Source organism: Streptomyces sp. NPDC001890, assembly GCF_042891445.1.
In the GTDB taxonomy this organism is placed as follows: Bacteria; Actinomycetota; Actinomycetes; order Streptomycetales; family Streptomycetaceae; genus Streptomyces.
In genome coordinates this window covers 21369-47037 of the sequence record NZ_JBIATE010000001.1, presented here as the reverse complement: position 1 = coordinate 47037, position 25669 = coordinate 21369, and the positions used below count along the sequence as shown (strand labels likewise).

The 25669-nt window shown below is 71.4% G+C and carries 24 protein-coding genes and 1 other RNA gene; 4 read left to right on the top strand and 21 right to left on the bottom strand.

The features are described 5' to 3' along the window. The 3 genes from ACFYY1_RS00180 to ACFYY1_RS00170 form a co-directional block, all read right to left on the bottom strand. On the bottom strand, positions 1-1305 hold the full coding sequence (locus tag ACFYY1_RS00180) for an extracellular solute-binding protein (RefSeq protein WP_388578725.1): 1305 nt from the start codon (positions 1303-1305) through the stop codon (positions 1-3). Positions 1306-1596: 291 nt separating this feature from the next. After that, positions 1597-1890 carry a DUF3039 domain-containing protein gene (locus tag ACFYY1_RS00175; protein ID WP_072484142.1) on the bottom strand — a complete coding sequence of 98 codons (294 nt, stop codon included), beginning with the start codon at positions 1888-1890 and terminating at the stop codon, positions 1597-1599. 30 nt (positions 1891-1920) lie between these two features. Continuing rightward, complete coding sequence (locus ACFYY1_RS00170) at positions 1921-2481, bottom strand: YqgE/AlgH family protein (RefSeq protein ID WP_388578722.1); 561 nt, start codon at positions 2479-2481, stop codon at positions 1921-1923. A 276-nt stretch (positions 2482-2757) separates the two neighbouring features. Here ACFYY1_RS00170 and murA point away from each other — a divergent pair, with 276 nt between their 5' ends. Continuing rightward, on the top strand, positions 2758-4098 hold the full coding sequence (gene murA / locus ACFYY1_RS00165) for a UDP-N-acetylglucosamine 1-carboxyvinyltransferase (protein WP_124723249.1): 1341 nt from the start codon (positions 2758-2760) through the stop codon (positions 4096-4098). A gap of 184 nt (positions 4099-4282) precedes the next feature. Here murA and ACFYY1_RS00160 read toward each other — a convergent pair whose 3' ends face one another. The 6 genes from ACFYY1_RS00160 to ACFYY1_RS00135 all read right to left on the bottom strand — a co-directional run bounded on the left by ACFYY1_RS00160 (position 4283) and on the right by ACFYY1_RS00135 (position 11658). Next, positions 4283-4564: an HU family DNA-binding protein gene (locus tag ACFYY1_RS00160; protein WP_003968811.1), complete on the bottom strand. Its 282-nt coding sequence runs from the start codon at positions 4562-4564 to the stop codon at positions 4283-4285. A gap of 427 nt (positions 4565-4991) precedes the next feature. Next, positions 4992-6422, bottom strand: a complete 1431-nt coding sequence (locus ACFYY1_RS00155) for an NAD-dependent malic enzyme (protein WP_388578719.1) — start codon at positions 6420-6422, stop codon at positions 4992-4994. 484 nt (positions 6423-6906) lie between these two features. Next, on the bottom strand, positions 6907-9291 hold the full coding sequence (locus ACFYY1_RS00150; RefSeq protein WP_388578716.1) for a HelD family protein: 2385 nt from the start codon (positions 9289-9291) through the stop codon (positions 6907-6909). Positions 9292-9395: 104 nt separating this feature from the next. Further along, positions 9396-10328: an anti-sigma factor family protein gene (locus ACFYY1_RS00145; protein WP_388578713.1), complete on the bottom strand. Its 933-nt coding sequence runs from the start codon at positions 10326-10328 to the stop codon at positions 9396-9398. Then, positions 10325-10960, bottom strand: coding sequence for a sigma-70 family RNA polymerase sigma factor (locus ACFYY1_RS00140; protein ID WP_388578711.1), 636 nt, complete (start codon positions 10958-10960; stop codon positions 10325-10327). Before ACFYY1_RS00140 ends, ACFYY1_RS00145 begins: the two co-directional genes overlap by 4 nt. A gap of 68 nt (positions 10961-11028) precedes the next feature. Beyond that, positions 11029-11658, bottom strand: coding sequence for a CGNR zinc finger domain-containing protein (locus ACFYY1_RS00135; protein WP_388578708.1), 630 nt, complete (start codon positions 11656-11658; stop codon positions 11029-11031). Between the two features lie 142 nt (positions 11659-11800). Between ACFYY1_RS00135 and ACFYY1_RS00130 the strand changes: the two genes are divergently transcribed. Beyond that, positions 11801-12409 (top strand): GNAT family N-acetyltransferase, encoded by a 609-nt coding sequence (locus ACFYY1_RS00130; RefSeq protein ID WP_388578706.1) that lies wholly within the window; start codon positions 11801-11803, stop codon positions 12407-12409. Positions 12410-12498: 89 nt separating this feature from the next. Here the strand turns inward: ACFYY1_RS00130 and ACFYY1_RS00125 are convergent, their stop codons facing one another. The 4 genes from ACFYY1_RS00125 to ACFYY1_RS00110 form a co-directional block, all read right to left on the bottom strand. Beyond that, positions 12499-13062, bottom strand: a complete 564-nt coding sequence (locus ACFYY1_RS00125; RefSeq protein ID WP_388578703.1) for a GNAT family N-acetyltransferase — start codon at positions 13060-13062, stop codon at positions 12499-12501. Between the two features lie 53 nt (positions 13063-13115). Next, complete coding sequence (locus tag ACFYY1_RS00120; RefSeq protein ID WP_388578700.1) at positions 13116-13496, bottom strand: DUF4259 domain-containing protein; 381 nt, start codon at positions 13494-13496, stop codon at positions 13116-13118. Between the two features lie 116 nt (positions 13497-13612). Continuing rightward, a complete protein-coding gene (locus ACFYY1_RS00115; RefSeq protein WP_388581392.1) occupies positions 13613-14752 on the bottom strand; it encodes a uroporphyrinogen-III synthase in 1140 nt (379 codons plus the stop codon). A 197-nt stretch (positions 14753-14949) separates the two neighbouring features. After that, positions 14950-15963: a LysR family transcriptional regulator gene (locus ACFYY1_RS00110; protein WP_388578697.1), complete on the bottom strand. Its 1014-nt coding sequence runs from the start codon at positions 15961-15963 to the stop codon at positions 14950-14952. An 82-nt stretch (positions 15964-16045) separates the two neighbouring features. Between ACFYY1_RS00110 and ACFYY1_RS00105 the strand changes: the two genes are divergently transcribed. Further along, positions 16046-17305, top strand: a complete 1260-nt coding sequence (locus ACFYY1_RS00105; protein ID WP_388578694.1) for an MFS transporter — start codon at positions 16046-16048, stop codon at positions 17303-17305. Between the two features lie 60 nt (positions 17306-17365). On the opposite strand, the gene ssrA is transcribed toward ACFYY1_RS00105, so the two are convergent. The 5 genes from ssrA to ftsE form a co-directional block, all read right to left on the bottom strand. Continuing rightward, positions 17366-17735: a transfer-messenger RNA gene (gene ssrA / locus ACFYY1_RS00100) on the bottom strand. Between the two features lie 108 nt (positions 17736-17843). Beyond that, positions 17844-18332 (bottom strand): SsrA-binding protein SmpB, encoded by a 489-nt coding sequence (smpB, locus tag ACFYY1_RS00095; RefSeq protein WP_388578690.1) that lies wholly within the window; start codon positions 18330-18332, stop codon positions 17844-17846. Between the two features lie 18 nt (positions 18333-18350). Further along, a complete protein-coding gene (locus ACFYY1_RS00090; RefSeq protein WP_388578687.1) occupies positions 18351-19565 on the bottom strand; it encodes a S41 family peptidase in 1215 nt (404 codons plus the stop codon). 67 nt (positions 19566-19632) lie between these two features. Beyond that, the gene (ftsX, locus tag ACFYY1_RS00085) at positions 19633-20550 is read right to left on the bottom strand and encodes a permease-like cell division protein FtsX (RefSeq protein WP_388578684.1); all 918 of its coding nucleotides are present in this window, start codon (positions 20548-20550) and stop codon (positions 19633-19635) included. A 23-nt stretch (positions 20551-20573) separates the two neighbouring features. After that, complete coding sequence (ftsE, locus tag ACFYY1_RS00080; protein WP_388578681.1) at positions 20574-21263, bottom strand: cell division ATP-binding protein FtsE; 690 nt, start codon at positions 21261-21263, stop codon at positions 20574-20576. Positions 21264-21543: 280 nt separating this feature from the next. Here ftsE and ACFYY1_RS00075 point away from each other — a divergent pair, with 280 nt between their 5' ends. Further along, positions 21544-21744: a hypothetical protein gene (locus ACFYY1_RS00075; protein ID WP_388578679.1), complete on the top strand. Its 201-nt coding sequence runs from the start codon at positions 21544-21546 to the stop codon at positions 21742-21744. A 113-nt stretch (positions 21745-21857) separates the two neighbouring features. Here ACFYY1_RS00075 and ACFYY1_RS00070 read toward each other — a convergent pair whose 3' ends face one another. The 3 genes from ACFYY1_RS00070 to ACFYY1_RS00060 form a co-directional block, all read right to left on the bottom strand. Next, positions 21858-22769 (bottom strand): hypothetical protein, encoded by a 912-nt coding sequence (locus tag ACFYY1_RS00070; RefSeq protein WP_388578676.1) that lies wholly within the window; start codon positions 22767-22769, stop codon positions 21858-21860. 380 nt (positions 22770-23149) lie between these two features. Then, positions 23150-24256 carry a peptide chain release factor 2 gene (prfB, locus tag ACFYY1_RS00065; RefSeq protein ID WP_124723230.1) on the bottom strand — a complete coding sequence of 369 codons (1107 nt, stop codon included), beginning with the start codon at positions 24254-24256 and terminating at the stop codon, positions 23150-23152. Positions 24257-24383: 127 nt separating this feature from the next. Then, positions 24384-25622, bottom strand: a complete 1239-nt coding sequence (locus ACFYY1_RS00060; protein WP_388578673.1) for a serine/threonine-protein kinase — start codon at positions 25620-25622, stop codon at positions 24384-24386. Positions 25623-25669 lie beyond the last annotated feature (47 nt).

The following is a 25669-nucleotide window of genomic DNA, read 5'->3' as shown; positions in this document are numbered from 1 at the left end:
TCAGCCCGCGTCGGCGAACGCCGCGTCCATCTTTTTCGCCGCGTCGTCCGCGGCCTTCGCGACGTCCTTGCGGCCGCTGACGATCTCCTGGAACATCGTCGGCAGGACCAGCGAGGAGTCGATCTGGCCCCAGCCCGGCGAGGCCGGGACGAACTTGGCGCCCGCGCCGAGCGTCTTGACGAACGGCTCGACGAACGGTTCCTTCTTCGCGGCCGCGTCCCGTACGTCGGTGTAGGTCGGCAGGAAGCCCATCGCGTCGAACAACTTGGCCTGCGTCTGCTTGCCGGTCAGGGACTTCATCAGGTCCACGGCGAGCGTGCGGTGCGGGCTGCTCTTCAGCACGCCGATGTTGTTCCCGCCCGCGAACGCGGGGGCGACGGAGCCCTCGGCGACGCCGGGCAGCGGCACCACCGCGTACTTGCCCTTCACCGAACCCGCCTCGACGGCCGCGTGGCTGAAGTCGCCGCCGATCGCCATGGCGGCCTTGCCGGAGGCGAAGGCGGTGACGGTCGCGTTGCCGCCCATGACCGCGCACTTGGCGGCCGGGCAGTTGTCGTCGCCGAAGAGCGAGGTGTAGGCCTCGATGCCCGTGCGGGCCTTGTCGCTGTTGATGGCCGCCTTGTACGTTCCGCCGCTCTCGTCGGCGAGTTCGCCGCCGGCCGCCCAGATGAAGGGCATCGCGCCGTAGGTGTACGCGCCGCCGACCGCGAGCCCGTACAGGTCGGGCTTCTTCTTGTGGATCTTCTTCGCGGTGGAGATCAGTTCGGCCTGGGTCCTGGGGGCGTCGATCCCCAGTTCCTTGAAGACGTCCGTGCGGTAGTACAGCGCCCGTGCGCCGGCGAAGAGCGGGGCGCCGTAGATCCTGCCGTCCACCGTCACGGACTGCTTGGCCGTCGGGTCGGTGTCCTTGGCCTCGTCCCAGGCCGCGAACTCGGCGCTCACATCGGCGAGTCCGCCGTCCTTGACGTATCCGGCGGTGTCGGTGTTGCCGTACTCGATGAGGTCCGGGGCGCTCTTGGGGTCGTTGAACGCCGCCTTGATGCGCTGGGCGCGGGTGTCGACCGGTATGTACTCGATCTCGACCTCCGCGTCCTTGTGGGCCTTCTCGAAGTCGGCGACCGCCGCGTCGACGACCTGCTCCTTGGGCTTGTTGCCGACTTCCTGGAAGAGCCAGACACGCAGCGTGCCGGTCTTCTCGTCCCCCTTGGCTCCGGTGTCGGAGGTCTGCGGCGCGCATGCGGTGGCGGTGAGACCCGCCAGCACAAGGGCCGCGACCGGGGCGGCAATTCGGGCAGACAGCTTCATCCGGGAACCCCTACCGGTTGACGTTGCAGCATACGCAACGAGCGTTTCGTTGTGCACAACTGGCAGGAGAGTAGGTGCGCACGCGGACGCCGACAAGTGGTCTCTACCACTCTGTGACCCGACGAAGCAGTCCGTGCAACGCGAAGGGGCCCGGCGAAGCAGCCCGTGCAATGCGAAGGCCCCCCGGGGACGCGCGGACACGCGGACACAAAGGGCCCCCGGGGCGCGTGTCGAACGCGCGCCCCGGGGGCCCGAAGCGGAGGTCGCCGGACGGCTCCGGCCCGCTTCTCGCTACTTCTTGTCCTTGCCGCCCTTGCCCTTGTCCTTGTCGCCGCCGGCGCCCATGGACTCGTAGATCTCCTTGCACATCGGACAGACCGGGTACTTCTTGGGGTCGCGCCCCGGCACCCAGACCTTCCCGCACAGTGCGACCACGGGGGTGCCCTCCAGGGCACTCGCCATGATCTTGTCCTTCTGGACGTAATGGGCGTAGCGCTCGTGGTCGCCGTCGCCGTTCGACACCTGCGGCGTCGGTTCCACGAGGGTTCCGGTACCTGCCCCGCGCTCGGGCTCAAGAGTGCTCATAACCGCCAAGGGTACCGACCGCCCGGAGCTTCAGTTCAGCGAAGGGTCGTCCGGATACGTGGCGATCATCGCCAGTTCGCTGCGCTGGCGGCGCAGGACCGCGCGCCAGAGGTGCTCCGGGCGCGGGGAGGAGACGTCCCCGGGTTCGGACTCGACCACGTACCAGGCGCCCTCGGTCAGTTCGGTCTCCAGCTGTCCGGGGCCCCAGCCCGCGTACCCGGCGAAGATCCGCAGCGAGCCGAGCGCCGCGGCCAGCAGCTCCGGCGGCGCCTCCAGGTCCACCAGCCCGATCGCCCCGTACACCCGGCGCCAGCCGAGCGGGCCCTCGTCGCCGGGGATCACGGCCACGCCGAGCGCCGAGTCGAGCGAGACCGGGCCGCCCTGGAAGACGACGTCCGGCTCGCCGGTCAGGCCGGCCCAGGGCGTGAGGATGTCACCGACGCCGACCGGGGTCGGGCGGTTCAGGACCACGCCGAGCGACCCCTCGTCGTCGTGGTCGAGGAGGAGCACCACCGCGCGGTCGAAATTCGGGTCCGCGAGCGCGGGTGTGGCCACGAGCAGTCGCCCTGTGAGCGAGGACACCTCGGTCATGGCAGAAATGATCCCGCATCTTCGCCCGCCGCGGGGACCAAGTGGGCCGCCCGGTCACCGGCCGGGCCGGAGCGCAGCTCAGGGCGCACGGATGCACGGGAGGCGCGCAATCCGGAGGGCCTTGCGGACGGTAACCCTCCGCAAGAGGCGGGGAGCAGAGCGTGTTGTGGCGGATTCATGACGTTCGTACACCCCCGGTTGTCTTACGGAATGGGGGTAGTAGGCCATTACTCTTTCGTTTGGCCCCCTGCCCGACCACTCCGGAACGCGAGATTCATGACCGGCACAGACGATGTCCTGCTTGTCCACGGCGGAACCCCGCTGGAGGGCGAGATCCGCGTCAGAGGCGCCAAGAACCTGGTGCCGAAGGCGATGGTCGCCGCGCTGCTCGGCAGCGGGCCCAGCCGGCTGCGGAACGTGCCCGACATCCGCGACGTGCGGGTGGTCCGGGGGCTGCTCCAGCTGCACGGGGTGACGGTCCGGCCCGGCGACGAACCGGGTGAGCTGATCCTGGACCCGACGCATGTGGAGAGCGCCAACGTCGCCGACATCGACGCGCACGCGGGCTCCTCGCGCATCCCGATCCTCTTCTGCGGCCCGCTGCTGCACCGGCTCGGCCACGCGTTCATCCCCGGGCTCGGCGGGTGCGACATCGGCGGCCGGCCGATCGACTTCCACTTCGACGTGCTGCGGCAGTTCGGCGCGACCATCGAGAAGCGGGCGGACGGGCAGTACCTGGAGGCCCCGCAGCGGCTGCGCGGCACGAAGATCCGGCTGCCGTACCCGTCGGTGGGCTCCACCGAACAGGTGCTGTTGACGGCGGTGCTCGCCGAGGGCGTCACCGAACTGTCCAACGCGGCCGTGGAGCCGGAGATCGAGGACCTCATCTGCGTACTGCAGAAGATGGGCGCGATCATCTCGATGGACACCGACCGGACGATCCGGATCACCGGTGTCGACCGGCTGGACGGTTATACCCACCGGGCCATCCCGGACCGCCTGGAGGCGGCCTCCTGGGCGTCCGCGGCGCTGGCCACCGAGGGCAACATCTACGTACGGGGCGCACAGCAGCGCTCGATGATGACGTTCCTCAACACCTTCCGCCGGGTCGGCGGCGCCTTCGAGATCGACGACGAGGGCATCCGCTTCTGGCACCCGGGCGGCGCACTGAACGCCATCGCCCTGGAGACGGACGTGCACCCCGGTTTCCAGACCGACTGGCAGCAGCCGCTGGTGGTGGCCCTGACGCAGGCCACGGGTCTGTCCATCGTCCACGAGACGGTGTACGAGTCGCGGCTCGGCTTCACCTCGGCGCTGAACCAGATGGGCGCGCACATCCAGCTCTACCGCGAGTGCCTGGGCGGCTCCGACTGCCGCTTCGGCCAGCGCAACTTCCTGCACTCGGCGGTCGTGTCCGGGCCGACCCGGCTGCAGGGAGCGGACCTGGTCATCCCGGACCTGCGCGGCGGTTTCTCGTACCTGATCGCCGCGCTGGCGGCGCAGGGCACCTCGCGGGTGCACGGCATCGACCTGATCAACCGCGGCTACGAGAACTTCATGGACAAGCTGGAGAAGCTGGGCGCGAAGGTCGAGCTGCCGGGCGGGGCGCTGGTCTGAGACCGGGCCGCGCGCCGGTCCATGACCGGGCGCCGGACGGCTACTGACGGGGGTTCGGGGCACTGCCCCGGGCCCCCGTTCTCCGTTTCCGGCCCGCAGAGGCACAGAACGGGGCCTCTCAGGCCGGTACACCGAAGGGCGGTCACCCTGGTGGGGTGACCGCCCTTCGTCGCGCCTGTGGGGCTTACTTGCCCTTGGCGGCTTCCTTGAGCTTGGAGCCCGCGGAGACCTTCACGCTGTAGCCGGCCGGGATGTTGATCGGGTCGCCGGTCTGCGGGTTACGAGCGGTGCGAGCGGCACGGTGGGTGCGCTCGAAGGTCAGGAAGCCGGGGATGGTGACCTTCTCGTCGCCCTTGGCGACGATCTCACCGACGGTCTCGGCGAGGGCGGCCAGCACGGCGTCGGCGTCCTTGCGAGTCACCTCGGCGCGGTCGGCCAGGGCGGCCACCAGCTCACTGCGGTTCATGTTGTTACTCCCGTGTTCTTCTTGCCTGTGAGGCGTGAGATCGAAGCCGATGCTGCCAGGGCCCTCGGACAGTCCCCGGACCCGGGTCTGTCGTCAGACCCTCGCGCCCGATTACGCATCCTGCCCCCACCTGCGGCGGTAACGCCAATCCGGCACCCTCCGGAGTCACACGAAAAGCGCCACCGCCTCCTCGTGGTGACGTTCCGTCGACTCCCCGAAAGCGTTCCGCAGTGGATGCGGGGCTCAGGGCTGCCCCGTAACCCCTGGCGGGCGGGACGCGCCGCCCGCCCACCCTAAAGGGGCGTTTGGGGCGTCGCGACCCGCGACGCGCCGTAGGCCGGACCGACGTGGGCCGGACCGGCGCGGGGCGCCGCGGGCGCGCACGGCGACAACAGGGGTCGTGCCGGGGCGTGCGGGCGGATCCGGGTCAGACGAGGTTGCCCGGGGCCACGCCGGCGGCCGCCTTCGCGGCCTCCCGGACGGCACCGGCGACCGCGCCCGCGACCCGGTCGTTGAAGACCGACGGGATGATGTAGTTCGCGTTCAGCTCGTCCTCGGCGACCACGTCGGCGAGGGCGCCCGCCGCGGCGAGCATCATCTCCGTGTTGACGGTGCGGGACTGGGCGTCCAGCAGACCGCGGAAGACACCCGGGAAGACCAGCACGTTGTTGATCTGGTTCGGGAAGTCGGAGCGGCCGGTGGCGACAACTGCGGCGGTCTGGCGAGCGATTGCCGGGTCCACCTCGGGGTCCGGGTTCGCGAGCGCGAACACGATCGCACCCTCGGCCATGGCCGCGACGTCGTCGCCGTCCAGCACGTTCGGGGCGGAGACGCCGATGAAGACGTCGGCGTCCACGACGGCCTGCTTGAGGGTGCCGGTGACGGACTCCGGGTTGGTGTTGTCGGCGATCCAGCGCAGCGGCGAGTCGGCGTCGGCGGAGACGAGGTCCTCGCGGCCGGCGTGCACCACGCCGTGGATGTCGGCGACGACGGCGTGCTTGACGCCCGCGGCGATGAGGAGCTTCAGGATGGCCGTACCGGCCGCTCCGGCGCCGGACATGACGACCCGTACGTCCCCGATTCCCTTGCCCACCACGCGAAGTGCGTTGGTCAGCGCGGCCAGCACGACGATCGCGGTGCCGTGCTGGTCGTCGTGGAAGACCGGGATGTCCAGGGCCTCGCGCAGCCGGGCCTCGATCTCGAAGCAGCGGGGTGCGGAGATGTCCTCCAGGTTGATGCCCGCGAAGCCGGGGGCGATCGCCTTGACGATCTCGACGATGGCGTCGGTGTCCTGGGTGTCCAGGCAGATCGGCCAGGCGTCGATGTCGGCGAACCGCTTGAAGAGGGCCGCCTTGCCCTCCATGACCGGCATGGCGGCCATCGGGCCGATGTTGCCGAGGCCGAGCACGGCGGAGCCGTCCGTCACGACCGCAACGGTGTTGCGCTTGATGGTGAGGCGGCGGGCGTCCTCGGGGTTCTCGGCGATCGCCATGCAGACCCGGGCCACGCCCGGGGTGTAGATCATCGAGAGGTCGTCACGGTTGCGGATGGGGTGCTTGGACGCCATCTCGATCTTGCCGCCGAGGTGCATCAGGAACGTACGGTCGGAGACCTTGCCGAGGACGACGCCCTCGATGCCCCGCAGGCCCTCGACGATCTCGTCGGCGTGCGAGGTGGAGGTGGCCGCGATGGTGACGTCGATCCGGAGCTTCTCGTGACCGGAAGCGGTCACGTCGAGGCCGGTGACCGAACCGCCGGAGGACTCCACGGCCGTGGTGAGCTGGGAGACCGCTGTGCCGCTCGCGGGCACCTCCAGCCTGACCGTCATCGAGTACGAGACGCTGGGCGCCGTTGCCATGGCCGAGTCCTTCGCTTTCCCTAGCTTCTTTACCGCGCGACCGGGACGCTCGCCTCGGACACGCTTCCCGATCGTCGCACCTACTAGCCGGTAGCCGGTAATGACTGCCACTCTTCGGAAAGTAATTTCCACCATACGAGATATGAGGGCTCCAGCGGAAGCCCCGGATTCCCAGCGGAAGCCGCAGAACTCCGGTGGAAGCCCCGGAATCCGCGGTTCAGGCCCCGGAGAGACTGCGGTGCGGGCCTGGAGGCCGCGGGGCAGGCCCTGAAACAAGAACAGACCCGCGCCACCAGGAGGTGACGCGGGTCTGTCTTACGGGTCAAGCGGCACCGACCCGCCATGCTCGCCTCGCGGCAAGTGGTCGCTCGTAGCGACGAAGGTTGGGCCCGGGGGCTTGGATCGAGCCGGTGCCGACACCAGGCTAACAAAGACCCCGAAGAAGTGATTCCCCGTGGCACAGGTTGACCCGGAAAACAGGCGATCAGTCCCTCAGCAGGTCCGGGACGCCGTCCTCGTCGGGCAGGTCCCGCTCCCCCGAGACCACCGTGAGCTGCTGCGTCGCACGCGTCAGCGCCACGTACAGCACCCGCAGGCCCGCCGGGGACTCGTCCGCGATCTCCGCGGGCGAGACGACCACCGTGGCGTCGTACTCCAGGCCCTTCGCCTCCAGGCTGCCCAGCGCCACCACCCGCTCGCCGAGCTCGGCGAGCCAGGCGCGGGCCTGGGCCCTGCGGTTCATCGCGACGACCACGCCCACCGTGCCGTCGACCTCGCCGAGCAGCCGCCGCGCCTCCTCGCGCACGGAGGCGGCCAGGTCGCCGTCCCGTACCGTCTCGAAGCGCGGCTTCACACCGGTGGAGCGGACCGCGGACGGGGACTCCATCCCGGGCATCGCCAGCGCCAGGACCTTCGAGGCCAGCTCGGCGATCTCCGCCGGGTTGCGGTAGTTGACCGTGAGGGTGAAGCGGCGGCGCGGCCGGTTGCCGAGCGCCTCGTCGCGCGCGCGGGCGGCCTCGTCCGGGTCGGACCAGGAGGACTGCGCCGGGTCCCCGACGATCGTCCAGGTGGCGTGCCTGCCGCGGCGGCCGACCATCCGCCACTGCATGGGCGTCAGGTCCTGCGCCTCGTCGACGATGACGTGCGCGTACTCCGTACGCTCCGCCGCCAGCCGCTCGGCGCGCTCGCGCTGCGTCTCCTCGCGCTGCGGCATCAGCTCCTCCAGGCCGGAGAGCTGGTCCAGCGGGTCGAGCTCGCGCTTCTTCTTCGGCCGGTGCGGGGTGCCCAGCAGCATCTGGAGCTCGTCGAGGATGGCCACGTCGTGGACCGACAGCGGCCCGTTCCCCGCGCTGTCGAGCCGCTTCAGGGAACGGACGAAACGGCGCACCTCGCCCTGGTTGAGGACCCGGCGGGCCCAGCGGCCGAGCCGCTTCTCGTCGGCCATCGCCGCGAGCACCCCGCGCGGGGTGAGTTCGGGCCACCAGGCGTTCAGGAAGTCGAGGAAGTCCGGCTCGGTGGAGACGTCCTCGTCGAAGGAGGAGCGCAGTTCGGCGGCGAGCTCGGGGTCGGTGTAGCGGCCCCGGCCCGAGGACTTGTTCCACAGGGCGTCCAGCAGCAGTCTGCGGGCGCGCGGGCGCAGCAGGTTGACCGGTGCGGTGCCGCCGAGGACGGACTGCCGGATGCGGTGGAGCTCGTCGGCGTTCAGCTCGACGCGGGCGCCGAACGCGACGACCCGCAGCCGGGTGGGGGTGGTGGGGGTCGCGTCCGCCTCGTCGTCGCCGAAGGACAGCTGGCCGTCCCGGTCCGCCGCCGCCTTGCGGGAGGTGCCGGGCTGTTCCAGCGCGCCCCGGGACGCCCTGCGCAGCACCTGGAGCATCCGGGAGGAGCCCTTGATCCGGGCGACGGCGGGTTCGTCGTAGGTGGTGGCGCCCTCGACGCCGGCCGCCTCGTCGGAGAGCGAGCCGACGGCACGGATCGCGACCTGCCCCTCCTCGCCCAGCGAGGGCAGCACGCCCTCGGTGTACGCGACCAGGAGCGGGGTCGGCGAGACGACGAGGATGCCGCCCGCGTACCGCCGCCGGTCCTGGTAGAGGAGGTACGCGGCGCGGTGCAGGGCGACGGCCGTCTTGCCGGTGCCGGGACCGCCGGAGACCTCGGTGACCGAGGCGGCGGGGGCCCGGATCACCAGGTCCTGTTCGGCCTGGATGGAGGAGACGATGTCGCGCATGGTGTGGCTGCGGGCCTGGCCGAGCGCCGCCATCAGGGCGCCGTCGCCGATGACGGGCAGTTTGGCGCCGTCCAGGTACGCGGTCAGCTCGGGGCGCATCAGGTCGTCCTCGACCCCGAGGACCTTGCGGCCCTTGGAGCGGATGACCCGGCGGCGTACGACCCTGCCGGGTTCCTTCGGCGTCGAGCGGTAGAACGGCGCGGCGGCCGGCGCGCGCCAGTCGATGACCAGCGGCGCGTAGTCGGAGTCGAGGACCCCGATCCGGCCGATGTGCAGCGTCTCCGCGATATCGGCCGACCGGTCGTCGCGCACCGCGTCCTCGGCCGGTTCGACGGAGGTGTACGCGCCGTCCGGACCGCGTACGCCGTCCTTGCCGAGCAGCAGGTCGATCCTTCCGAAGAGGAAGTCCTCGAACTCGCTGTTCAGCCGGTTCAAGTGGATTCCGGCCCGGAACACCTGGGCGTCGCGCTCGGCGAGCGCCCCCGGCGTACCGACCTGGCCGCGCTTGACGGCGTCATCCATGAGAAATTCCGCCTCGTGGATCTTCTCCTCAAGGCGGTGGTACACACGGTCGAGATGTTCCTGCTCGACACCGATTTCCCGGTCCCGCAACGAATCGACAGCGGCATCCTGCGCGGCCACCGAGGCCCCCTTCTGACGTGCATTGGGCAGCCGTCAACCTTATGCGAAGGGGGACCCGCCGCGCATCTGCCGCGCGTCTCGAAATGGTCCGCCGTGGATCTCGGTCAGGCATCGACCTCGACCAGCCGCCTGCCGTCGAACGTGCGCACCTCGAAGTGGTCGATGTCACCCCGGCCCATGGCGGCGCCGCCGGAGACACGGAGCGGGTACCGCGCTCCCGGGTACGAGGAGTCATCGATGCCATATCCCCATTCCGGTACGGACCAGGAGGTGACGACCTCCTCCTCGCCGCTCTTCGACACCGCGATCAGCCGGCATTTCTGCGGGCCCCTGACGTTCCTGAGCTCCAGCACGGTGCTGGTGCCCCAGGGCTTCCCCGCCATGCCGATCGTGGCTTCGACCCGGGTGACGGGGTCGGTGGCCCGCACCTTCTCCGGCATCCGGTCGACGGAGGCGTCCCCGGAGTCCGCGGAGTCTCCGGCGGGACTGGCAGGACTGGTGGGGTCGGTGGGGCTGGTGGGGCCGGCCGGGTACGGTTCGGCCGCCCGTGCCGGCGGGCCGTCGTCGCCGCTCGCCAGGACCACGGCGACCGGGCCGCCGATGATCAGCACCACCGCCGCCGCCACCAGCCACATGGAGCGGCGCCTGCGCCGGGCCCGCCCGGCGCTCACCTCGTCGAGCAGTCGCTCCAGCACGCGGGGGCCGGGCTGCCCGGGTACGTAGCGGGCGGCGGGTGCGCCCGGGGAGACGGAGACCCTCGCGAGCACGGGCCCCAGGTCGGCGAGCTCGTCGAGCCGGGCGGCGCACAGGTCGCAGTCGGCGAGGTGCGCCTCGAACGCGGACGCCTCGGCGTCGTCGAGAACACCGAGGAGGTACGCGCCGGCGGCGTCGTGCCCGGCGGCGTCGGCCGCGTGACCACCCGCGTGACCACCGGGGCTGCGGCGGCCGAAGGGGCTGCGGGGGCCGACGGGGCCACGGGGGCCGACGGGCCCGGCCGGACCGGGTCCGAAGGCGTCCCACTCGTGGTCGTCGTTCATGCCGTGATCCCCCTCTCCTCCAGCGCGAGCTTCATCGAGCGCAACGCGTAGAAGACCCGCGACCGTACCGTCCCGCTCGGAACGCCCAGCACCTCGGCCGCCTCGCCGACCGTGCGGCCCTTGAAGTAGGTCTCGATCAGGGCTTCCCGGTGCGCGGCGGTCAGGTCGTCGAGCGCCTCGGACAGGGTCATCAGCCACAGCGCCTTCTCCATCTCGTCCTCCGCCGGGACGGCCTCCAGCGGCGACGGATCGACCTCGGGCGGCCGGGCCTGCCTGCTGCGGTGGCCGTCGATGACGATGCGCCGGGCGACCGTCACCAGCCAGGGCCGGACCGACCCGGTGGCGTTGCCCAGCCGCCCGGCGTTCTTCCAGGCGCGGATGAGCGTCTCCTGCACCACGTCCTCGGCGCGCTGCCGGTCACCGGCGACCAGGCGGAGCACGTACGCGAACAGCGGCCCGGCGTGCTCCCGGTAGAGCGCCCGCATCAGCTCCTCGTCCGGGACGGCGGAAGGCGGCGAGGGCGAAGGCGCGGGCGCGGGCGCGGAGGGCTGCGGCGGCGGTGACTGTGTCTGCCCGCCACGGTGCCGAGCCCTGTGCGGACGATCATCGGCCACGGCCGCATCCTTGCGCACCCGAACCTCCCGGTCGAGACCCTGTGGAGCTCCTAGGTCATCGAATACGGGGCCGGGCCGCGATCCGTTCAGACCCGGCTCGGGTTTCCTTGCGGGACGGCCGCGTCCGGCACCGCCACGGCCGCCGCCCGGCGCCGGTGCCGGGCCACCCGCTCACGGTTCCCGCAGACCTCGCCGGAGCACCAGCGGCGCCGTCGGCCGCGCGAGGTGTCCAGGTAGAGGCGGCGGCAGTTGTCCGCCTCGCAGCGGCGCAGTCCGGCGCGGGCCACGGGGTCGGTGAGGAGTTCGACGGCGTCACGGGCCACGGCGGCCAGCAGCGCCCCGCACTCGGGATCGGTGCTCAGTGTCCGTACCAGCTTGCCGCCCCTGCCGCGCACGGCCCGCAGGCCCGGTGGCGCCTCGGCGGCGAGCGCGTTGACCCGGTCCAGGGCGCTCCCGGCGCCACTGCCGCCGAGTTCGGCCGTCAACAGCCGTTCGACGCCGGTCCGCAGCTGCCGGAAGCGCACCACCCAGCTCTCGTCCACGGCGTCGAGGCGCGTGCCGTTCGGTACGAGTCCGGCGGCGAGCAGCCAGTCGGCCAACCGCTCGGCGCAGTCGAGCAGTTCGCATGCGCCGGTGGTCCCGACCCCGGTCGCCACCAGGTCGAGGCAGGGCCGACCGGAGTCGAACCGCCAGTCGCACGAGCTCTTGGCCGCCATGCGCATGTCACCGCCTCGGGGTCACCGGTGGGGTCTCCCCCAGAGTGCCCCTCGCGGGGCGAGCCCGGAACCCCTGCTGCCGCGCGGTGTCCGGGACCGTGGGCCGTACGGTGTCCGGGACCGTGGGCCGTACGGTGTCCGAATGCACGACGATCTCGTCACCACCACCGCCGCCGCCACCCTCTCGGCCGGCCCGCTCCTGCTCCGGCCCTGGCTGGCCGCGGACCGCCCGGCGCTGATCGAGGCGTACCGCGATCCCGCGATGCGCGCCACGCTGCGTTCCCAGGTCAGGAACGAGGCGGAGGCGGAGCAGTGGCTGCGGGTGCGGCAGGAGGGCCGGCAGTCCGGCAGATACTTCAGCTTCGCGGTGGTGGACCGCGATCGCGGGGGCGAACTGGTCGGCAATGTGGCGCTCAAGTACCCCGCACCGGGCACCGGCAGCGCAGAGGTCGGTTACTGGACGGCGGCGCCCGCCCGCGGCCGGGGGATCGCGCCGCTGGCGCTCGGGGCGCTCGGCGACTGGGCGTTCGAGGTGTTCGCCGGGGACGGGCTGACACGCCTGGACCTGCTGCACCAGGTGGACAACGAGGCGTCCTGCCGGGTCGCGGAGAAGAGCGGGTACGGCTTCGTGGAGGTGCTTCCGGCGCGGCCGCCCTGGCCACTGGACGGGCACCGGCACACACGGCTGCGCACCAGGGACGTGCCGCCGCCCGCCGGGGAGGCGCGGCGTACCCGGGACGTCCGCCCGTAGCCCCCCGTGGCCGTCCCCGTCCTCGTTCCCGTCCTCGTTCCCTCCCCGCCCCCGTCCTCGTTCCCGTCCCCGGCCGGTCGGCCCGTCGCTCAGCCCGTGGGCGGACCGTCGTGCAGGATCCGCTGGAACAGGCAGTGGTCGCGCCACGCGCCGTTGATGTGGAGGTAGCGCGGGGCCATCCCGAACTGCTCGAAGCCGCACTTGGCGAGCACCCGCTGCGAGGCGAAGTTGTCCACCACCGTCCCCGCCTCCACCCGGTGCAGGTGCAGCTCGTCCCTGGCCAGCTCGCAGATCCGCTCCACGGCGGCCGTGGCGAGACCGCGGCCCGCGTACTCGACATCGACCCAGTACCCGAGCGTCCCGCTGCGCAGCGGCCCGAGCACGATGCCGTTCAGGTTGAACGCACCGATCGCGCGGTCCTCCTCGTCGGCGAGCACCCAAGGCATCACCCGTCCCGCGTCGCGGTCCGCGAACATCGCGGCCAGCCGCTCCGACTGCCCCTGCTCGGTGTAGTAGAAGCCGGGCCGCACGGGCTCCCAGCGCTCCATGTACGCACGGCTGCGGGTCAGCGAGACGGCGAGGGAAGCAGCGTCGGCCGGGGCGGCGGGACGGAGTCGTACCTCCGCGTCGAGCCGGTGGATGTCTTGAGTCATCCCGGCACGCTATCCCGGCGCGATCCGGCCCCGCGCCCCCTCACCGCGCCCCCTCACCGCACCGCATGCGCCTGCTCCGCCAGGGCCACCAGCCGGTCGAAGGTGCGGATCAGCTCCGTGCGTCTTTCCTCCTTGTACTCCGGCTCGGGCTCCAGGTCGTCGATGGTCCGCTCCCACACGTCCAGGAACGTCTTCTTCCAGCCCTCGGCCACCGCCGGCTCCGGCACGCGCGCGCCGACGTGGTTCTGCTCCGCCATCAGGCACAGCAGCTCGACGTTGCACGGCACGGCGACGCCGTCGTACTCGTCGGGCTCCAGGCCGACCGGGTCACCGGCCATCGCCTCCTCGATCTCCGAGACAAGCCGTCCGGTGATGCCCGACAGATGATCCGCCGCCGTGTCACTGTCGAAATTCCCGCTGCCCCAGGTACCCACGGGGCCCCCTTCCGCCGGTCTTTCCTGCCTGCCCCCGTTCTACCAAGCGGCACTGACAACGGGCATCGGCGGCAGCGGTCCCGGCGGCAGTCCCGGCTGCGGTCCCGGGGACGGCCTCAACGGCGGTCCTCGCCGCCCTCCGCCGGATCCAGCGCCAGCCGGTAGCCGCGTTTGACGACCGTCTGGATGAGCCGGGGCGCGCCCAGTGCCGTGCGCAGCCGTGCCATGGCCGTCTCCACCGCGTGCTCGTCGGTGCCGCCACCGGGCAGCGCGCGCAGCAGATCGGCACGGGACACCACCCAGCCCGGCCGACGGGCCAGGGCGTGCAGCAGCGCCATACCGGCGGGCTGCACCGGGCGCGGCTCCCCGTCGACGGTCACGGCATGGCCCCGGACCTCGACCCGGTGCCCGGCGACCGGCAACGCCGGTGCCCTGGCGGGGAGTTCCTGGCAGAGCAGCTGGACGAGCGGGGCGATCCGGAAGCGTTCCGGCTGGACGGTGCCGATGCCCCTGGCCTCCAGGGGCCGGGCGGTGACCGGTCCGACGCAGGCCACGAGGACGTCGTCGCGCAGTGCGCTCAGGAGCTCCGGGAGCAGCCCGCGCTTCTCGGCCCGGCCGAGCAGGGAGGCGGCGGCCGGGGCGCTGGTGAAGGTGAGGGCGTCCAGGCCGCGGGCGAGGGTGGTGTCGAGCAGCCGGTCGAGCGGGGCGATGTCCTCGGGGTCCGTCCAGCGGTAGACGGGTACGGGGAGGACCTCGGCGCCCGCGGCGCGCAGCGACTCGATGAAGCCGGGAAGGGGCTCGCCGTGCAGCTGGAGGGCGATACGGCGGCCCGCCACGCCCTCGGCCAGGAGCCGGTCCAGCACCTCGGCCATGGACTCCGAGGCGGGCGACCACGTCTCGGTCAGCCCGGCGGCCCGGACGGCACCCTTGACCTTGGGGCCCCGGGCCAGCAGTTCGGCGCCGTCCAGGGCCGCCGGCAGCCGTTCGCCCAGGCCCCAGCCCCCGGCGGCCTCGATCCAGCCGCGGAAGCCGACCGCGGTGGTGACGACGACCACGTCGGGGGCGGCGTCGACGATCGCGCGGGTGGCGGCGAGGAGTTCACCGTCGTCGGCGAGCGGCACGATCCGCAGGGCGGGTGCGTGCAGGACCGTGGCGCCCCGGCGTTCCAGCAGCGCGCCGAACTCCTGCGCACGCCGTGCGGCGGTGACCCCGACGGTGAAGCCCGCGAGGGGGCCGTGCTGTTCGTCCTCGTGCATGTGGTCTTCCCGGCTCTCGTCCCGCTGCTGCCCGATGATGCCGAGGGGCGAGCCTGCCAATGATGCGTGACAGGGCTGGTTCACCCGTATTTCCCGCCGGTTACGTCACCCGGCACCGAACGGCCGTGCCCGTACCCGGCCCGCCGAAGGTATACCGCGCACGCACGGGCTCATCCGGACCCCGGCATACCCCGGCATCAGGGTCTCGTCAGCATCAGGGCCTCGTCCGGCCCGGGAAGCCAGCTGTCGGCGGGCCGCACCAGCCAGCCCTCCTCGGCTCCCAGGCAGTCCGCAGCCGCCCGCAAGGCGTCCAGGCCGGGGTGGCGCAGCCCTTTGCGCCAGACCAGCACGAGCGGCGAGATCGGCACCGGCCGGACCAGCGGCCGCACCACGGTGCCCGGCACCGGGGGGAAGTCGACGACGGCGAGCACCGGGTGCCGGGACTTGGCCATGACCCGCTGGAACTCGGCCACGCCTATGGCGAGCGGGGCGGGCGGCGCCAGTTCGATGCCCCGTTCCGCGAAGAGCAGCCGGGCGAAGTCCGTCCACTCCTTCGTGCGCGGGTTCCCGGCGCCCGCGTAGACGGTCTCACCGGCCAGGTCGTCGAGCGCGACGGTCTCGCGCGCGGCGAGCGGGTGGTCGTCGGGGAGCAGCACGGCCATCGGCTCGTACCGCACCGGCTGGGTGCCCAGCCGGGCCCGTACCGAGGGGGCGAGACCGGCGGCGCGGCCGAAGGAGACATCGAGCCGCCCGGCGAGGATCTCGTCCGCGGCCCAGGTCAGACCGCTCTCGAACCGGGCCATGAGCTCGCAGGCCGGGGCCAGTTCGCGGGCCCGGGCGAGTACCCGGGCGGCCGCCATGCCGTCGGTGTTGAGGTCGACGAAGAGCGGCCGGGCCGCCGGGTCGGCGAAGGCGGCGGCGAGATCGGCGTGCGCGTCCAGCACCCGCCGCGCGTACGGCAGCAGCCGCTCCCCGTCGGCGGTGAGGGCGACCTGCCGGGTGGTCCGTACGAACAGTTCCGTGCCCAGTTCGCGCTCCAGCCGGCGGATGTCACGGCTCAGCGCCTGCTGGGCGATGTAGAGCCGGGCGGCGGCGCGGGTGAAGTGCAGTTCCTCGGCCACCACGACGAAGGCCCCGAGCAGCCGCGGGTCGGTGTGGGCATGGGCGGTACGCGTCCGGGTGCTCGTGTCGTCAGCAGCGAAGGAGGCCACACCCGAATTTACAACACAGATGCGTCAATCGGTGCGGAGAAGGTGTTGGACCCCGGGGACCACCCGCCCGGAGGCTTGATCCATGCCGTACGAGAGAAACCCCGCCACCGACCCCCTGCTCACCGTCTCCGGCGACCTGCTGGTCATCGCCCAGCGCACCGCCCCCGCCCGGCGGGCCTCCACCAACCCGTACCGCAGGCTGCTCGCCACCCCGGGCGCCCGTGCCTTCACCGTGGGCAACCTCATCGCCAGGCTGCCCATGGGGATGTTCAGCGTCAGTGCGGTCATCATGATCGCCGGGTCGCGCGGCTCGTACGCCCTGGCCGGTGCCGTCACCGCGACCGGCCTCGCCGCCACGGCGGTGGTCGCCCCCTGGACGGCCCGGCTCGTCGACCGGTACGGGCAGGCCAGGATCGCGGTGCCCGCCACCGCGATCGCCGCGCTCGGCTCGCTCGCCCTGCTGCTCTGCGTCCACTACGGCGCCCCGGCCTGGACCCTCTTCGCCTCCTACGCCGCGACCGCCACCACCCCCAACACCGGCGGGATGTCCCGGGCCCGCTGGGCCCATCTGCACCGGGGCGACCCGGCCGCCCTGCACACCGCGAACTCCTTCGAACAGGCCGCCGACGAACTCTGCTTCATGCTCGGCCCGGCCCTGGCCGCACTGCTGTGCGCGGCGCTCTTCCCGGAGGCCGGAACGCTCGTCGGGGCGATCCTGCTGATGACCGGCGTCCTGATCTTCGCCGCCCAGCGCGGCACCGAACCACCGGTGGCGCCCCGCACCCACGCGGGCTCCCCGCTCCGCACCCGGGGCATGCCGGCGCTGCTCGCCGCCTTCCTCGCCACCGGCGCGGTCTTCGGCGCGATGGAGGTCGTCACGATCGCCCACGCCGGAGGCGCGATCCTGGCACTCCAGGCGGCCGGCTCGTGCGTGGCGGGCCTGCTGTACGGCTCGCTGCGCCCGGCCACCGACATCCGGCGCCGGCTGCTGCTCTGCCTGACGGGGATGACGGCCCTGATGTCCCTCCCCCTGCTCGCCGCCGCCTCGACCGGCTCGCTGCTCGCCCTCGCCGGCGCCCTGCTGCTGGCCGGCGCGGCGACGGCACCGACCATGGTCACCGGAATGACCCTGGTCCAACGCCTCACCCCGGAGGGTCAGTTGAACGAGGGCATGACGCTGGCCGTGACCGCGCTGCTGGGCGGAATCGCCGCGGGTTCGGCGACCGGCGGCTGGATGGTCGAGCACACGAGCCGGGTGACGGGCTACGTCGTACCGGTCTGCGCGGCGGGCCTGGCCCTGGCCGTCACAGCGGCCGGGGTCCGGGCGCCCCGGGGACGGTGACCGGCACAAGAACGAGGACCCCGCTGCCGGTGGGCAACGGGGTCCTCGTTCACATGGGAATTGTGGAGATGGCGGGAATCGAACCCGCGTCCAACGGTGCAGAATCAGGGCTTCTCCGTGTGCAGTTCGCTGCGCTTTTCTCAGCCCCGGAAATCACGCGAACAAGTCTCCGACGGGCTCAGTCACTGTTTGATTTCCTTCTAGGCCCCGTGACCGGGTCTAGAAGTTTAGATCCCTTGATGATGCCAGGATCCGGGTCGGGATCACCCCCGGGCTGACACTTCGCAAGTCGCTACTTAGGCAGCGAGGGCGAAGGAATCGCGCTTGGTGTTGGCGATTATTGGTTGCGACATATGGTTTACGAGATCATTGCCGCTTCCTCGACACGCTTCCCCTGCTTCGACATCCGCTGTCGAAACCGATCATCCCCATGTTTTGTTTTCAATGCGTGCACCTGCTGTGAGGTGCAGTGCCATCGTACGTGACCAACGCGCGACGATGCCAGCCTATTCCTGCCCCCGGCCGCCGGAGCCGGACGCTACGCGCTCCGCTGGCGCCTGCGCGCCGCCGCGATCGCGCGGTTGGTCTCCCTCGTGTCCTGCTTCTCGCGGAGGGTCTGCCGCTTGTCGTACTCCTTCTTGCCCTTGGCGAGGGCGATCTCGACCTTGACCCGGCCGTCCTTGAAGTACAGCGCGAGCGGCACGATCGTGTGGCCCGTCTCGCCCGACTTCGACTCCAGCTTGTCGATCTCCGCCCGGTGCATCAGCAGCTTGCGCTTCCGCTTGGCCGAGTGGTTGGTCCAGGTGCCCTGCACGTACTCGGGCACATGGATGTTGTGCAGCCATGCCTCGCCGCGGTCGATCTGGACGAAGCCGTCCACCAGGGAGGCCCGGCCCAGCCGCAGTGACTTGACCTCGGTGCCCATGAGCACGAGGCCGCACTCGTAGGTGTCGAGGATGTGGTAGTCGTGCCGCGCCTTCTTGTTCTGCGCGATGAGCTTGCGCCCTGTGTCCTTTTCCTTAGCCATAGTGCGGCCATTTTCGCACTACGACCCACCCCCGAGGCCACTCAATACCGTCTCGGCCCGCTGCTCGGCCTTCGAGCCGACCGCGAGGTCCGGGGTGATGCCGTGTTCGTCGACGCTGCGACCGGCCGGGGTGCGGTAGTGGCCCACGGTCAGCTCGGCCACCGAGCCGCCCGGGAGCTTGCTCGGCATCTGGACCGAGCCCTTGCCGAAGGTCCGTGAGCCGACGGTGACGGCGCGGCCCCGGTCCTGGAGGGCGCCGGTGAGGAGTTCGGCGGCGCTCATCGTGCCGCCGTCGACCAGGACGACGAGGGGACGGTCGGTGTCGCCGCCCGGCTGTGCGTACAGGGCGCGCTGCTCACCGTGCACGTCGTACGTGGCGACCAGGCCGCCGTCCAGGAAGGCGGAGGCGGCGGTGACGGCCTCGGTGACCAGGCCGCCGGAGTTGCCGCGCAGGTCCAGGAGCACTCCGGCGTCCGACGGCGCGTCCCGGACCGCGTCACGGACCTTGGCGCCCGAGCCCCTGGTGAACGAGTCGACCTCGATCATCACGGCCCCGGAGGAGGACGAGGGGGAGGACGAGGAGGAGGCGGCGGAGCGAGGGGGGCCGATTCGTCGCACGGTCACGGGGTCGGTGGTGAGTCTGGCCCGGCGCAGCGTCTCGGTCCGCAGGCGGGCGCCGCGTGCGACGCCCAGGACGACGGTGGAGCCCGCGGCGGCCTCCGTACGGTCTCCGCGCAGCAGGGCGACCACCTCGGCGACGGGGCGCTTGTCGACCCGGTGGCCGTCGATCGTGCGGAGCAGGTCCCCGGGCTCGATGCCGGCCCGGTCGGCGGGGCCGCCGGGCTGCACCCGGGCCACCTCGACCTGCCCGTCGGCGGAGCGCTGCGCGGCGATCCCGACACCGGTGTACGAGCCGTCCAGGGCCTGCTCGAACTCCTCGTACTGCCGCTCGTCGTACACCGCGCCCCAGCGGTCGCCGCTGCGGCTGACGACCTCCTCGGCCGCCTCCTTGCCGGACTTGCCGTCGGCCACGGCCCGCGCGGCGGCGTCGGCCACCTCGTCGCTGTCGACGGTGGAGGCGACGGAACGGCTCGCGAAGGCCTCGGACTTCGCGCTGCCGCGCGGCAGCGAGCCGGTGACCGCCCCGGTGGCCAGCACACCCGCGAAGACCAATGTCAGAGCCGCCCCGCGGCGCACGCCGCGGGGCCCGAAACACTGCGCGGGGCCCGACATGTCGCCGAGTCTAGGACAACGCCCCCTCGGCGCACGGCCGGTTGACCATGCGCCGAGGGGGCGCTTGTCACACCTTGAGGTACTTGCGGAGCGCGAAGAGCGCGGCAACGGCGGGCATCAGAAGGCCGATTGCCAGGACCAGGGGCAGCTTGGTGAAGACCGCGTCCCAGCCGATGAAGTCGATCAGATTCAGCTTGCTCTGGAGCGCGAGGCCGCCGTCGATCAGGAAGTACCGGCCGGCCAGCAGCATCACGCAGGCCAGGACACCGCCGATGAGACCGGCGAACGCGGCCTCCATGATGAACGGCATCTGGATGTAGAAGCCGGAGGCCCCGACGAGCCGCATGATGCCCGTCTCGCGCCGTCGGCTGAACGCGGACACCCGGACGGTGTTCACGATCAGCATCAACGCGATGACCAGCATCAGCGCCATGACGAAGAGGGCGGCCACGTTCATGCCGTTCATCAGCTCGAAGAGGTTGTCCAGGATGCTTCTTTGGTCCTGGACGGACTGCACCCCGTCACGGCCGGCGAAGGCAGTGGCGACGACCTTGTACTTCTTGGGGTCGTGGAGCTTGACCCGGTAGGACTCCTGCATCTGGTCCGGCGTGATGTTGCTCGCCATGGGCGAGTCGCCGAACTGGTCCTGGTAGTGGTCGAACGCCTCGTCGGCGGACTCGTGCGTGACCGTGTCGACGACGTCCATCTTTTCGAGGTCGGACTCGATCTGCTGCTTCTGCTCCTTGGTGACAGCACCCTTGGCGCACTTGGGCGTCGAGGTCACATCACTCTTGCTGCAGAGGAAGATCGAGACGTTGACCTTGTCGTACCAGTAGTCCTTCATCGTGCTGACCTGCTCGCGCATGAGCAGCGCGCCGCCGAACAGGGCGAGCGAGAGGGCGACGGAGACGACGACGGCGAAGGTCATCGTGAGGTTGCGACGGAGGCCGACGCCGATCTCCGACAGGACGAACTGGGCGCGCATGGCGTCCTTTCAATGCTCGGTGCTCAGTGCTGGTAGCCGTAGACGCCGCGGGCCTGGTCGCGTACGAGACGGCCCTTCTCCAGCTCGATGACGCGCTTGCGCATCTGGTCGACGATGTTCTGGTCGTGGGTCGCCATGATCACGGTGGTGCCGGTCCGGTTGATCCGGTCCAGCAGCTTCATGATGCCGACGGAGGTCTGCGGGTCGAGGTTGCCGGTCGGCTCGTCCGCGATCAGCAGCATGGGGCGGTTCACGAACGCCCGCGCGATCGCCACGCGCTGCTGCTCACCACCGGAGAGCTCGCCGGGCATCCGGTCCTCCTTGCCGCCGAGGCCGACCAGGTCGAGAACCTGGGGCACCGCCTTGCGGATCTCGCCGCGCGGCTTGCCGATGACCTCCTGCGCGAACGCCACGTTCTCCGCAACGGTCTTGTTGGGCAGGAGCCTGAAGTCCTGGAACACGGTGCCCAGCTGGCGGCGCATGTGCGGCACTTTCCAGTTGGACAGGCGCGCAAGGTCCTTGCCCAGGACGTGGACCGTGCCCTGACTGGCACGCTCCTCGCGGAGGATGAGTCGCATGAAGGTGGACTTGCCGGAGCCGGATGAGCCCACCAGGAAGACGAACTCGCCCTTCTCGATATCGAGAGACACATCCCGTAGAGCGGGACGGCTCTGCTTCGGGTAGGTCTTGGAGACGTTGTCGAATCGGATCACGGATGCACCACGGTCGGCCGGGAGTAGGTGTGCGTGACCATACGCGACCCGGACTGAGGCGTGCAGGCGCGCGTCCGAGGATGGGCGTTTTATGGCGGAACGGGACCGGCTGGATGCGGGTCCGAAGCGGGTCCGAAGCACTACGGATCGGGTGATGTCCGGCGGGCCGCGCCGAAATCCGCGCGAGCTGGCACAGTGGTAGGGGGAACGGTTGCGTTTCCATGAGCGTTGTGCGGAGAGAAGGCGTATGCGGCTCCGCCGCGCGGGAGGAGGAAAGCGCATGACCTATGACCGACTGGTGTGCGCGAACTGCGCGGCGCCCGTCAACGAGGGCCGTTGCCCCGTGTGCCGGGCAAGCCGTGCGCGGCTGCAGCAGGAACAGGGGCAGGGAATGTTCGCCGGGCTGAACCCGGCGATGCTGGTGGCCCTGCTGGTGGTGCTGCTGGGCGCGCTGGCGCTGCTGGCGCACCAGACCGCGTAGCCGCGCGCTCCGGCCGACCGCCCACAGGCGTCGGGACGTGTACGCGGAGGGGCCCGGGATGCCGATCGGCGTCCCGGGCCCCTCTGTGTGCCTATCTGTTACCGCAGGTGACCCTAGGCGACCGTGCGGCCGCCCATCAGGCGCGGCATGACCCGGAAGCCGATGCCCCCGGCGATCATCGTCGCGGCGCCGACCAGCAGGAACGTGGTCTCGGCCGCACCGGTCTCGGCGAGCTCGTCCTTGCCCTTGCCCTGCTCGACCGGCTGGTTGCCGGCGGAGTCGGGGGTGGTGTTGTCCGCGCAGTTCGCGCCGTCGAGGTCGACGGTGCAGGCGTCGTCGCCACCGGTGGCGGAGCCGGTGGTGCCACCGTTGCCGGAGGTGCCGCCGTTGTCCGTGCCGCCGTTGTCCGTGCCGCCGTTGCCGTTGCCGCCGGACTGGTGGCCACCGTTGCCGTTGCCGCCGTTGTCCTGGCCGCCGTTGCCGTTGCCGCCGTTGTTGCCGTTGCCACCGTTGTTGCCGTTGCCGCCGTTGGCCTGGCCGCCGTTGTCGGTACCGGCGTCGGTGCCCGCGTCCGTACCGGCGTCGGTGCCCGCGTCCGTACCGGCGTCGGTGCCCGCGTCCGTACCGGCATCCGTACCGGCGTCGGTACCGGCATCCGTGCCCGCGTCGGTGCCCGCGTCCGTACCGGCATCCGTGCCGGCGTCGGTACCCGCGTCGGTACCGGCGTCCGTACCCGCGTCCGTACCGGCATCGGTGCCCGCATCCGTACCGGCATCCGTGCCGGCGTCGGTACCGGCGTCGACACCGCCGCCGGCGTCACCACCGTCGGTGCTGCCCTGCGGGCCCTTGATGCCGGCCTCGACGCCCAGGCTGCCCTCGTCGACCTCCGCCTTCGCGGAGATGCCGCCGAGGTCGACACCGATGCCGACCGCCGATGCCGCACCGGCGGCAGTGAGCGAGGCGCCGGCGGCGATGACCGCACCTGCGGCGATCCGCGCGACGCGCAGTCGCGTCTTCTTCGTCATGTGCTGCTACCCCCAGTAGCTGATCTCGTCAGTGGAGCAGCCATATGCGGGCCCCGGCTCTGCGGGGTTCGCTCCGAGCAGCGCCACTTGGAGCCGTGGTCATGCCGCCCGCCCCCGTTCACACCCGTCCCAGACATACGCATGCTGCTCTAGCACCCTGTCCACAGTTAAGGACTACGTCAAGGCCGTTCCGTGCAATATGCACCGCTCTATTCGCAATTGGCCTTCATACGGAGTCACGACTGTGACGCACTCGCCACAGCTCCCGCGCAACCAGGAGCCCCAACTCCCCTTCGGGAGCGGCCTCGTGCGGCCGACGGAAAACGGCGGTGCCGGAAACCCCGCGGGGTTTCCGGCACCGCCGTGAACGCTTGCCGTTCCTACTTCTCCCGCTGCTTGCGCCAGCGGATGCCCGCCTCCAGGAAGCCGTCGATCTCGCCGTTGAAGACCGCTTCCGGGTTGCCCATCTCGAACTCCGTACGCAGGTCCTTGACCATCTGGTACGGGTGCAGGACGTACGACCGCATCTGGTTGCCCCAGGAGTTGCCGCCGTCGCCCTTGAGGGCGTCCATCTTGGCCTGCTCCTCCTGGCGTCGGCGTTCGAGGAGCTTCGCCTGGAGGACGTTCATCGCGGATGCCTTGTTCTGGATCTGCGAGCGCTCGTTCTGGCAGGAGACGACGATGCCGGTCGGGAGGTGGGTCAGGCGGACCGCGGAGTCCGTGGTGTTGACGCCCTGGCCACCGGGGCCCGACGAGCGGTACACGTCCACGCGCAGCTCGGACTCGTCGATCTCGATGTGGTCGGTCTGCTCGACCACCGGCAGCACCTCGACGCCCGCGAAGGACGTCTGACGGCGGCCCTGGTTGTCGAAGGGCGAGATCCGGACGAGCCGGTGGGTGCCCTGCTCGACGGAGAGCGTGCCGTAGGCGTACGGCACCTGGACGGCGAAGGTGGTCGACTTGATGCCGGCCTCCTCCGCGTACGACGTCTCGTAGACCTCGGTCTTGTAGCCGTGCCGCTCGGCCCAGCGGATGTACATGCGCTGGAGCTTCTCGGCAAAGTCGGCCGCGTCCACGCCACCGGCCTCGGCCCGGATGTTGACCAGCGCCTCGCGGGAGTCGTACTCGCCGGAGAGGAGCGTACGGACCTCCATCTCGTCCAGCGCCTTGCGGACCGACTCCAGCTCGGACTCGGCCTCCGCCAGGGCGTCGGCGTCGCCCTCGTCCTGGGCGAGCTCGAAGAGGACTTCGAGATCGTCGATCCGGCCGCGGAGGGCCTCGGTCTTGCGGACCTCGGCCTGGAGGTGCGAAAGCTTGCTGGTGATCTTCTGCGCCGCCTCCGGGTCGTCCCAGAGGGAAGGCGCTGCCGCCTGCTCCTCGAGCGCGGCGATGTCCGCCCTCAGCGCATCCAGGTCCAGGACGGCCTCGATCGACCCCATGGTCGAGGAGAGGGACTTCAGCTCTTCGGAAATATCGACGACTGCCACGGGTCCAGCGTAACGGCTGTCGGCACGGACGTTCCTCGGGCCGCATGATCAGGACCCCGCGACCGGGCCCCGGGCGCCTGTGGGGACCGCTCCGGGGCCGCTGGGAGCCGCCTCGCCGAGCCCTCGGTCAGGGCGTGCCCGGCGCCGAGTTCCCCGTCTCCCGCGCGGGTGCGTCCCCGTCGTCGTCGCTCAGCGCCAGCCAGCCGCCCACGCCCAGCGCCACGAGGAGCACCATGGCCGCGGCGCCCAGGGTGAGGCGGCGCTTGCGGACGGCCGCGGACTTGTTGCGGGCGGAGCCGGGGCGGGGCGTGCCCGGGGAGCGGGGGGCCCTGGCGGTGCCCCGGGGGCCGCCGGAGAGCTCGTCGGGGGCCGGGACGCGCATGCTCGTGTGGGTGTCGCGGTTGGAGTCGGCGGACGAGCCGGGGACCAGCGGGACCGCGCCGCGGCGGCGGGGTTCCTCGGGGGCGGGGGTGTACTGCTGCTCGTCGTAGGCCGGGGGCTCCGGCTCGGTGTCCGGCTCGTCCACGTCGAGCGGCGGGATGCCGGTCAGGTGCGGGAGCTGCTCGCGCAGCCGGGCCGCGAGCTCGGAGGCGCGCAGCCGGGAGGCGGGGGCCTTGGCCAGGCACTGGACCAGGAGCTGCCAGAGCTCGTCGGGGATGCCGGGGAGCGGTACGACGGTCTCCGTGACGTGCCGGCGCAGCACGGCGCCGGGGTGTCCGCCGCCGAAGGGCGTGAAGCCGGCGAGGAGTTCGTACAGGACGGTGGCGAGGGCGTAGATGTCGACGGCGGCGCGCGGCGGCAGCCCCTCGACTATCTCGGGTGCCAGGTAGTCCGGCGTGCCGATGATCTTGGTGGCCTTGGTGCGGCGGGGGGTGTCGATCAGCTTGGCCACGCCGAAGTCGGTGAGCAGCGCGGGGTGCGAGCCGCCGGGGCCGAGCGGGCCCTCCATGTCGAGCAGGATGTTCTCCGGCTTGACGTCGCGGTGGACCACCCCGGCCGCGTGCGCGGCGGCGAGGCCGTCGGCGACGTCCGCGATGATCGCCACGGCGGCCTCGGGGGCGAGGCGGCGTTCGCGGTCCAGGCGGGTGCGCAGGTCGGTGCCGCGTACCAGATCCATGACCAGGGCCAGGTCGTTGCCGTCCACCACGAGGTCGCGGACGGCGACGATGTGCGGATGGTCGAGCCCGAGCAGGGCGGTGCGCTCCTGGACGAAGCGGCCGACGAGTTCCTGGTCGGACGCGAGGTCCTCGCGGAGCAGCTTGATGGCCACCGGGCCCTCGGGCCCTTCGCCGAGCCAGACCGTGCCGGCGCTGCCGCGCCCCAGAATCTGGTGTGCGGTGTACCGGCTGCCGATATTCCGTGCCAAGACTGCTCCCTCAGCGGCTGGCGATGGACCGTCGCTCATGACCCCCG